The organism is Luteimonas lutimaris (assembly GCF_039537065.1).
GTDB lineage: Bacteria > Pseudomonadota > Gammaproteobacteria > Xanthomonadales > Xanthomonadaceae > Luteimonas > Luteimonas lutimaris.
In genome coordinates, this window is sequence record NZ_BAAAZU010000018.1 from 1,451 (window position 1) to 2,246 (window position 796).

At 57.2% G+C, this 796-nt stretch carries 1 protein-coding gene; it reads right to left on the reverse strand.

Translation table 11 applies throughout. The features are described from left to right. Positions 1 to 431, reverse strand: a 431-nt coding sequence (locus ABD679_RS11205; RefSeq protein WP_344760070.1) for a hypothetical protein, incomplete at its 3' end; no start/stop codon positions are given. Positions 432 to 796 lie beyond the last annotated feature (365 nt).

Genomic DNA, 796 nt, shown 5'->3' on the forward strand with positions numbered 1-796 from the left:
CCAAGGCCTGCGACCGCGAAGGCGAACGCAACGACACCTGCGCCGAGTATGCCGTAGGTAGCCCAGATGGGACTGCCTTGACCCCAAGCAAACGCAACATATGCCTCTTTGGCGCTGCGGCCAGATACTAGAGAAACAACTGCCAGGGCGAGTAGTGGTAGCACAGATGCTAGGCCGAACCCCCAAAGCAGTGGCCGCCAGTCGGTGTTGGCGAAGCCACCTACCCGGTAAAGGGCAACCCCGAAGCAGAGCCCAACGAAGAACAGGACGTTGGCCGACCAGATTGCAGGACGATGTTGCTTGAGCAAGGTGTTACGCGACTTGCGGTTGTAACTTGTGGGTAGGTTGCGTGCCCAACGAGACGTGAGCCATGTGGCGATCATGCCGCCAATGACACCGCTTATCACTGGACTAATCGAGTCGATCTCCATTTGGCACCTAACGCTTGAGTTAACCCGACCTGCGTAGTGGAGCCGACCACATGGCAAGCTTCATCTGCCATGTGGTTGGTGGAACGAAGCGGGTTCGGGTTGAACGAGTTGTTAGACCGCGCCCCGATCATCGGAACTGCAACCTGCGTAGAACTGTAAGCCTTTGCGTCAATTGCTGGGGAGAAGTCGCCACGACCCAAACATGAGCGAAGCTGCCGTCGCGATCAAGCTCAATCACGGTCTCTTGCGAGAACTCCGCGGGATCACTGTGTATGTAAAAGGAGGAACGCTCGTACGGTAATCCCCCCACTTTTAGCGGTCGCCAAAAGTGGAGCTAAGCGGCAAGGGCCAGTTTCTGCATCGGC